Raw genomic sequence first — 8,422 nt, forward strand, 5'->3', positions numbered from 1 at the left:
GAGATTATATGAAATTAAATGAATTATTAAATATAAAGTATCCCATTATTCAAGGGGGAATGGCCAATATTGCCAGTGGTGAATTTGCTGCTGCTGTCAGTAATGCTGGAGGATTAGGTTTAATAGGTGCTGGAGGCATGGATGTTGAAACTTTAAAAGAACATATTCATATTTGTAAACAAAAAACGAAAAATCCTTTTGGTGTCAATATTATGTTAATGAATCCTCAAGCTAAACAAATGGCCCAATTATTGATAGATGAAAAAGTACCTATTGTAACCACTGGAGCAGGAAATCCAGGAACATATATTCAAGCATGGAAAGAAGCAGGCATGATTGTTTTACCTGTTGTGCCAAGTGTGGCTTTAGCCAAAAGAGTTGAAAAAGCTGGAGCAGATGGTGTTATCGTTGAAGGATGTGAAGCAGGTGGACATATTGGAGAACTTACTACCATGGCACTTGTTCCTCAAGTAGTAGAAAGCGTGTCTATTCCGGTTATTGTCGCCGGTGGTATCGCAAGTGGTAAACAGTTATTAGCGGCTTATGCTTTAGGTGGTTGTGGTGTTCAAGTTGGAACGATTTTACTTGCTAGTGAAGAATGTCCAATTCACCCCAATTACAAAGAAGCAATTTTAAAAGCCAAAGATGTAAGTACTGTGGTAACAGGAAGAATTGCGGGAACACCAGTAAGAATTATTAAAAATAAAATGGCTAAAGAATATGTAAAAAAAGAAAAAGCAGGTACTGATTTAATGGAATTAGAAAAATATACATTAGGGTCATTGAAAAGAGCAGTATTAGAAGGTGATGTAGATACGGGTTCTTTAATGGCAGGACAAGTTGCGGGAATGATTCATGAAATTAAACCTGTTAAACAAATATTTGAAGAATTAATGAATGAATGTCATCAAGCGTATGACCAATTGGTGATATAAATGAAAACAGTAAAGATTAAAAATAAAACATTAACGGTACCTATTATCCAAGGTGGCATGGGAGTCGGTATTTCTCTTGGTAATTTAGCAGGAAATGTTGCTAAATGTGGTGGTATGGGTGTGATTTCAACAGCTCATCCAGGATATCGTGAAGATGATTTTGAAACCAATCATCGCCAGGCTAATATACGTGCTTTAAAAAAAGAAATAATAAAAGCCAAAGAAATAAGAGAAGGTAAAGGAATTGTCGCTATTAATGCCATGGTTGCTTTACAAGATTATGAAGAATTAATTGAAGCAGCTATAGAAGCCGGTGTAGAAGCCATTATTTCCGGAGCGGGGTTACCGATGCATTTACCGGCGTTAGTTAAAAATCATGATGTATTGATTGCACCTATTGTTTCTAGTGGTAAAGCATGCAAACTGATATTAAGAAGTTGGTGGCATAAACATCAAAGATTACCTGATTTTATTGTCATTGAAGGATGTCAGGCAGGAGGACATCTAGGATTTAAAAAAGAGGATTTAGTGAATCATACTTGTCAAAGCTTAGATGAAATCTTTAGAGATGTAAAACAAGTTGTTGTAGGTTATGAAGATGAACATGATGTTAAAATTCCTATCTTTGTGGCTGGCGGTATTTATAAAAAACAAGATGTTGATCATTATTTATCAATAGGGGTAAATGGTGTTCAAGTTGCAACACGTTTTATTACAACTCAAGAATGTGATGCCAGTATTGAATATAAAAAAGCATTTATTGAAGCGAAGAAAGAAGATATTGAATTAGTATCATCACCTGTAGGAATGCCAGGAAGGGCAATCAAGAATCAATTCACGAATCGAGTTAAAGAGGGAAAAATCAATATTTCTAAATGTTATCGTTGTTTAAAACCTTGTCATGTTAAAGATGCACCTTATTGTATTTCTAAAGCATTAATTGAGGCAGTAAAAGGAAATATTGATGATGGGCTCATCTTTAGTGGGGCTTATGGTTATTTAAATAATGAAATGACAACAGTTAAAGCAGTTATTGAAGAATTAACGGAGGAAAAATCATGAAAATAGGTTTTTTATATGCCGGTCAAGGCAGTCAAGTTGTATCAATGGGGCAATCTTTATATCAATATTCCCCTTTAGTTAAAGAAGTCTATGATCAATATCCGGATTTAAAACAATTAAGTTTTCAAGGACCATTAGAAGAATTATCAAAAACCGAAAACACGCAACCATGTATGGTTTTACTTGCTACAACCATTACAGATTTATTAAAGCAAAATGAAATTAATCCAGACTATGTTGCTGGTTTATCATTAGGTGAATATTCATCATTATATTGTGCAGAAGTATTTGATCGTCAAACTGTTGTTGATATTGTTCGTTTTAGAGGTCAGGCCATGAAAGATGCTGTCATTGATATTGATAGTAAAATGGCAGCGGTGATGTCGATGGAAAGATCAACATTAGAAAAGATATGTAAACAAGCAAGTAATGAAGGGGTTGTTTCGATTGCTAATTATAATTGTCCTGGACAATTAGTTATCGCTGGGGAAAGTCAAGCTGTCGAAAAAGCCAGTGAACTTGCTTTAAAGCAGGGGGCTAGAAGAGTCATTCCTTTAAATACGAGTGGTCCTTTTCATACAGTATTATTAAAAGAGGCATCTTTAAAATTGAAAGAACAATTTAAAACAATAACATTCAATCCTATGAAAGTACCTGTTGTTTTTAATTGTCTTGGTAGTGAAAAAGGAAATCAACAAATACCTTATTTATTAGAAAAACAAGTGATGTCACCTGTTTATTTTGAAGATAGTATACGTTATATGCTAAGTCAGGGTGTAGATACATTAATTGAAATTGGACCAGGTAAAGTATTAAGTGGATTTGTAAGAAAAATAGATAAATCAATCAAAACATATCAAGTAGAAGATGAAGAATCTTTGAAAAAAGTATGTCTTGCATTAAAAGGAGAAGACTATGAAATTAAAAAATAAAGTTGCTTTAATTACTGGTGGTAGTCAAGGAATTGGTAAAGCTATTGCTTTAGCTTTTGCTAGGGAAGGAGCAACCATTATTATTAATGATCTTGATTTATCACAAAATAAAGAAAAGATATTACAATGTCAAAATGAAATAAAAGCAATAGGTAGTGATTGTTCTATTATTTATGCTAATGTTGCTTCTTTTGATGAAACTAAACAGATGTTTGATCAAATAAAGGAAGAATATGGACATTTAGATATTCTTGTTAATAATGCTGGTATTACTAGAGATAATTTAATGATGAGAATGAAAGAAAGTGATTTTGATAGTGTTATTGATGTGAATTTAAAAGGAACATGGAATTGCATGAAACATGCAACGAAATTGATGATGAAACAACGTAATGGTCGAATTATTTCTTTATCATCAGTAGTAGGGGTAATGGGAAATGCCGGACAAGTTAATTATTCAGCAAGTAAAGCTGGGATCATGGGAATGACTATGTCATTAGCACGTGAAGTAGGAAGTCGAGGGATTACCGTTAATGCGATTGCTCCTGGATTTATTCAAACAGCAATGACCGATGTTTTAAGTGAGGAAATTAAAACATCAATGATGAATCAAATTCCTTTAAAAACATTTGGACAAGTAGAAGATATTGCACAAACGGCACTTTTTCTAGCTAGTGATGAAGCAAGATATATTACTGGACAAACGATTCATGTTGATGGTGGCATGGCGATGTAAGGAGATAAAAGATGGAAAAAAGAAGAGTTGTGGTAACTGGATTAGGGGCAGTTACACCTATTGGTAATAATGTAGATTCTTTATGGCAAGGAATTGAAGAAGGACGTTGTGGCATTGATTTTATAAAGGCTTTTGATACGACTGATATGAAAGTAAAAGTCGCTGGAGAAGTTAAAAATTTAGAAGTAACAGATTACTTAGATAAAAAAGAAGTAAGAAAAATGGATCGTTTTATTCAATTAGGTATGATTGCAGCTAAAGAAGCTGTGAATGATGCAAAACTTGATTTAGATCAAATTAATCATGACCGTTTTGGGGTTATTGTATCAAGTGGAATAGGAGGATTAGGTTCTATCGAAGAAAATCACACTCGTGCATTAAATAGAGGCTTTGATAGAGTATCACCACACTTTATTCCTATGACAATTGTTAATTTAGCAGCAGGTAATATTGCGATTGCATTTAAGGCAAAAGGATTATGTACATGTCCAGTTACTGCCTGTGCTGGAGGGACAAATGCCATTGGAGATGCCTTTAGAAATATTCGTGATGGATATCAAGACATCATGATTGCAGGAGGATGTGAAGCCAGTATTACGCCACTTGGCATAGGTGGTTTTACTGCTATGAAGGCTTTATCGAAAAGCCAAGATCCTCTTCGTGCTTCTATTCCTTTTGACCATGATCGAGATGGCTTTGTTATGGGAGAAGGAGCAGGCATGCTGATTTTAGAAGAATATGAACATGCAAAACAAAGAGGAGCCCATATTTATTGTGAAATGGTAGGATATGGGGTAAGTTGTGATGCTTATCATATTACTGCACCTGCACCAGAAGGTATAGGCGGAGCAAAAGCAATCATCAATGCTTTAGAAGATGGAAATGTAGCTTATGATCAAATTGATTATATTAATGCTCATGGAACATCAACACCGATGAATGATAAATTAGAAACAGCAGCAATTAAAACGGCTTTAAAACAACATGCAAGTCAAGTCTGTGTTTCTTCAACAAAAGGAAATACCGGGCATTGTTTAGGAGCTGCCGGAGGCATTGAAGCGGTTATATCCGTCAAAGCTTTACAACATCAATTTGTTCCACCAACAATTCATTATCAACATAAAGATGAAGACTGTGATTTGGATATTGTTGCGAATGTCGGAAGAAAACAAGCATTAAACTATGTTATGTCTAATTCATTAGGATTTGGAGGACATAATGCAACAATCATCTTTAAAAAATATCAAGGAGAATAGTCATGGAATTAAATAGTAATGAAATACAAAAAATTAATCCCCATCGTTATCCTTTTGCTTTAGTAGATCGCATTACTGATTATCATCCAGGGGAATATGCAAAAGGTATTAAATGCGTGAGTGTCAATGAAATGCATTTTTGTGGTCATTTTCCAGAACATCATGTGATGCCTGGTGTTTTAATTGTAGAAGCTTTAGCTCAAGTAGGATGTATTGCTATTTTATCTAAAGAGGAAAATAAAGGAAAAATTGCTTTTTTTGGGGGAATAAAAAACTGTCGTTTTAAAGGACAAGTCATTCCTGGGGATGTCTTAGAAATGGAATGTCATTTAACAAAACAAAAAGGACCAATTGGTATTGGTGAAGCGATAGCAAGAGTTGATGGTAAGGTTGTCTGTAAAGCAGAATTAACATTTGCTATTCAATAGAAAAGGAATGTTCAATTATTTATGAACATTCCTTTTTTCTATCATATCTATAAAATATTGATGAATACGCAAATCATCATCTAATTCGGGATGAAAAGCGAGCGCTAATTGATTTTTACTTTTTACAGCTATTATTTTTTGATCAACTGTTGCTAAGACTTCGACATCATCGCCTACTTGATCAATGTAAGGAGCTCTAATAAAAGTCATGGGTACTTGACCTATATGTTTCATTTCTTCAATTGTTCTAAAACTACCTAGTTGACGACCATAAGCATTTCTTTTCACTACCATATCAATGGAATTAAAATAGTTTTCTGCTTGATTTTCTATCTCTTTTGCTAGAAGAATAAGACCTGCACAAGTAGCCAATACAGGCAATCCATGTTCAATCTTTTCTTTTAATATATCAAACATATCTAATTCCTTTAATAGTTTACCTTGAACCGTACTTTCACCACCAGGTAAGACAAGACCATTAAATTGTTGATCAAGATCCTCTTTTTTTCTTAATTCAAGACATTCAACTCCAAGACTTTCTAATTTATGAATATGTTCAATAAAAGCTCCCTGTAAAGCAAGAACAGCAACTTTCATTATTTTCCTCTTTCTGCCATTAAGATTTCAATTTCTTGTTCATTGATACCCACCATGGCTTCTCCTAAATCTTTAGATAATTCAGCAATCATTTTTGCATCTTGGTAGTTTGTCACAGCTTTAACAATGGCTTCAGCACGTTTTTTAGGATTTCCTGATTTAAAGATTCCTGACCCTACAAAGACTCCTTCAGCACCAAGTTGCATCATTAAAGCAGCATCTGCAGGTGTAGCCACACCTCCAGCAGCAAAATTGACAACAGGTAATTTTTTATGATCATGAACATATTCTACTAATTCATAAGGAACTTGAAGTTTTTTAGCGGCTTCATATAATTCATCTTTTCTAAGTGCTGAAATTTCAGCAATTTGTTTATTCATCATACGCATATGTCTTACGGCTTGAACGATATCACCCGTACCCGGTTCTCCTTTAGTACGAATCATACTCGCTCCTTCGTTAATACGACGTAAAGCTTCTCCTAAATCTTTAGCCCCGCATACAAAAGGTACATCAAATTCATTTTTATTAACATGGTAAACATTATCAGCAGGTGATAAGACTTCACTTTCATCAATATAATCAATTTCTAAAGCTTGAAGAATTTGTGCTTCTACAAAGTGTCCAATACGGCATTTAGCCATAACAGGAATACTCACTGCTTCTTGAATTCCTTGGATCATTTTAGGATCGGACATTCTTGCTACACCCCCAGCAGCACGAATATCAGCAGGAATTCTTTCAAGTGCCATAACAGCACAAGCCCCGGCTTCTTCTGCAATTCTAGCTTGTTCAGGTGTTGTTACATCCATGATGACACCACCCTTTAACATTTGCGCTAATTGTTTATTTAAATCATATCTTTTATTTGTCATTGTTTTTCCCTCTTCTTTACATTTAATATGTAACCCATTATACTTAAAAGTGACCATATTAAAATATTCAGTTGTAAAATAATCAATAAGGTCAAAAAGGAGAAAACAGATAAATGTTAACATATAATTTTACAAATATAGGGTCAGATTCATTATATGAATATCTCTATAAATGTATAAAAAATGACATATTACTAGGTAAACTTAAGCCAGGAGACCGATTACCTTCAAAAAGACCCTTTGCGAAAAATCTGGGTATAAGTGTTATTACGGTTGAAAATGCTTATAGTCTTTTAGTATCTGAAGGATATATTTATTCTTTACCTAAAAAGGGATTTTATGTTATGGATTTAAATAATCAAATTAAACGTAAAAAAGTTAATAGTGAAAAAGTCATTTTGACAGGGGGAGAAAATCATTATCTTGCTGATTTTTCTAGTAATCAAACTGAAAGTCATATTTTTCCCTTTCATACCTGGAATAAAACAATGAAAGAGGTATTAAAAGAAAATCAAGATAAACTGATGATCAATTCTCCTTGTGGAGGTATTTTACAACTAAGAGAAAATATCGCAAAATATTTAAAAGATTTTAGAAATATGAATGTCAGACCAGAACAAATTATTATTGGTGCAGGAACTGAATATTTATATAGCTTAATTATTCAATTATTAGGAGATAAGGTGATATATGGTTTAGAAAATCCGGGTTATCCTAAAATAGCGAATATTTATAAAAGTATGAAAGTTGATTTTAAGTATGTTAATATGGATGAACAAGGGGTAGCAGTCCAAGAATTAAATGATCAAAATATAGATGTTATTCATATTTCTCCATCACATCATTTTCCTACGGGAATTGTTATGCCTATATCTAGAAGATATGAATTATTAGGTTGGGCAAACCAAAAAGATCAACATTATATTATCGAAGATGACTATGATAGTGAATTAAGACTAGGCGGTAAACCAATCCCCACTTTACAAAGTATTGATGTTTCTGACAAAGTGATTTATATTAATACTTTTACTAAGACACTTTCTTCAACAATTCGTATTTCTTATATGGTCTTACCAGAAAGTTTGGCTAATCAATATTATGAAAAACTATCATTTTATTCATGTACTGTCTCTAATTTTGAGCAGTATACGTTATCACAGTTTATTGAAAATGGTCATTTTGAAAGACATATTAATCGTTTAAGAAGTTATTATCAAAATAAAAAGGATATTATAATTAAAAAGTTTTTATCTGGTAGTTTAAAACATAAAATAGAAATATATAATGAGGGAGCAGGAGTACACTTTTTAATGAAAATAAAAAGTAATAAAAGTGAACAAGACATCATCAATCATGCTTATTCAAAGGGAATCAAACTGGTTCCTTTATCACAGTTTTATGTTAATTCATCTTCAAGCGATCGTATTTTTATCATGAATTATTCATCAATTAATATTGATTATATTGATGAAGTTGTTCAAATCATGAATACCATCATATAAAAGCCACTCTATCACATGATAAAGTGGCTTTTTAATACTATTCTTCTTCAGTTAATTGACGAGCAACGTCATCTTTAATAGTTACACCTTCAGCTTCTA

At 33.1% G+C, this 8,422-nt stretch carries 9 protein-coding genes; 7 read left to right on the top strand and 2 right to left on the bottom strand.

The window, feature by feature from the left end; genetic code table 11:
• Positions 1–8: 8 nt before the first annotated feature.
• From DW911_RS09635 to fabZ, 6 genes are read left to right on the top strand one after another with little or no spacing between them, the layout of a single operon-like run.
• Positions 9–935 (top strand): nitronate monooxygenase, encoded by a 927-nt coding sequence (locus DW911_RS09635; RefSeq protein ID WP_118434059.1) that lies wholly within the window; start codon positions 9–11, stop codon positions 933–935.
• Positions 936–1,997: an NAD(P)H-dependent flavin oxidoreductase gene (locus DW911_RS09640; RefSeq protein ID WP_118434058.1), complete on the top strand. Its 1,062-nt coding sequence runs from the start codon at positions 936–938 to the stop codon at positions 1,995–1,997.
• Positions 1,994–2,929: an ACP S-malonyltransferase gene (fabD, locus tag DW911_RS09645; RefSeq protein WP_118434057.1), complete on the top strand. Its 936-nt coding sequence runs from the start codon at positions 1,994–1,996 to the stop codon at positions 2,927–2,929. Before DW911_RS09640 ends, fabD begins: the two co-directional genes overlap by 4 nt.
• A complete protein-coding gene (gene fabG / locus DW911_RS09650) occupies positions 2,913–3,665 on the top strand; it encodes a 3-oxoacyl-[acyl-carrier-protein] reductase (RefSeq protein ID WP_118434056.1) in 753 nt (250 codons plus the stop codon). The genes fabD and fabG overlap by 17 nt, the downstream gene beginning before the upstream one ends.
• Positions 3,666–3,676: 11 nt before the next feature.
• On the top strand, positions 3,677–4,921 hold the full coding sequence (gene fabF, locus DW911_RS09655; protein ID WP_118434055.1) for a beta-ketoacyl-ACP synthase II: 1,245 nt from the start codon (positions 3,677–3,679) through the stop codon (positions 4,919–4,921).
• Between the two features lie 2 nt (positions 4,922–4,923).
• Entirely contained in the window at positions 4,924–5,349 is a 426-nt protein-coding gene (gene fabZ, locus DW911_RS09660) for a 3-hydroxyacyl-ACP dehydratase FabZ (protein ID WP_118434054.1), read from the top strand.
• Positions 5,350–5,364: 15 nt separating this feature from the next.
• Here the strand turns inward: fabZ and pdxT are convergent, their stop codons facing one another.
• Together pdxT and pdxS are read right to left on the bottom strand one after the other, a co-directional pair.
• A complete protein-coding gene (gene pdxT, locus DW911_RS09665; protein ID WP_118434053.1) occupies positions 5,365–5,946 on the bottom strand; it encodes a pyridoxal 5'-phosphate synthase glutaminase subunit PdxT in 582 nt (193 codons plus the stop codon).
• The gene (gene pdxS / locus DW911_RS09670; RefSeq protein ID WP_118434052.1) at positions 5,946–6,821 is read right to left on the bottom strand and encodes a pyridoxal 5'-phosphate synthase lyase subunit PdxS; all 876 of its coding nucleotides are present in this window, start codon (positions 6,819–6,821) and stop codon (positions 5,946–5,948) included. The genes pdxT and pdxS overlap by 1 nt, the downstream gene beginning before the upstream one ends.
• 113 nt (positions 6,822–6,934) lie before the next feature.
• Here pdxS and pdxR point away from each other — a divergent pair, with 113 nt between their 5' ends.
• On the top strand, positions 6,935–8,323 hold the full coding sequence (pdxR, locus tag DW911_RS09675; RefSeq protein WP_118434051.1) for a MocR-like pyridoxine biosynthesis transcription factor PdxR: 1,389 nt from the start codon (positions 6,935–6,937) through the stop codon (positions 8,321–8,323).
• Positions 8,324–8,422: the final 99 nt, after the last annotated feature.

The organism is Erysipelatoclostridium sp. AM42-17 (genome assembly GCF_003480255.1).
GTDB lineage: Bacteria > Bacillota_I > Bacilli_A > Erysipelotrichales > Coprobacillaceae > Faecalibacillus.

Excerpts from the sequence above, each read along its gene's own strand:
- DW911_RS09635 (WP_118434059.1), top strand. The coding sequence starts at position 9 with ATGAAATTAAATGAATTATTAAATATAAAGTATCCCATTATTCAAGGG.
- DW911_RS09640 (WP_118434058.1), top strand. The coding sequence starts at position 936 with ATGAAAACAGTAAAGATTAAAAATAAAACATTAACGGTACCTATTATC.
- fabD (WP_118434057.1), top strand. The coding sequence starts at position 1,994 with ATGAAAATAGGTTTTTTATATGCCGGTCAAGGCAGTCAAGTTGTATCA.
- fabG (WP_118434056.1), top strand. The coding sequence starts at position 2,913 with ATGAAATTAAAAAATAAAGTTGCTTTAATTACTGGTGGTAGTCAAGGA.
- fabF (WP_118434055.1), top strand. The coding sequence starts at position 3,677 with ATGGAAAAAAGAAGAGTTGTGGTAACTGGATTAGGGGCAGTTACACCT.
- fabZ (WP_118434054.1), top strand. The coding sequence starts at position 4,924 with ATGGAATTAAATAGTAATGAAATACAAAAAATTAATCCCCATCGTTAT.
- pdxT (WP_118434053.1), bottom strand. The coding sequence starts at position 5,946 with ATGAAAGTTGCTGTTCTTGCTTTACAGGGAGCTTTTATTGAACATATT.
- pdxS (WP_118434052.1), bottom strand. The coding sequence starts at position 6,821 with ATGACAAATAAAAGATATGATTTAAATAAACAATTAGCGCAAATGTTA.
- pdxR (WP_118434051.1), top strand. The coding sequence starts at position 6,935 with ATGTTAACATATAATTTTACAAATATAGGGTCAGATTCATTATATGAA.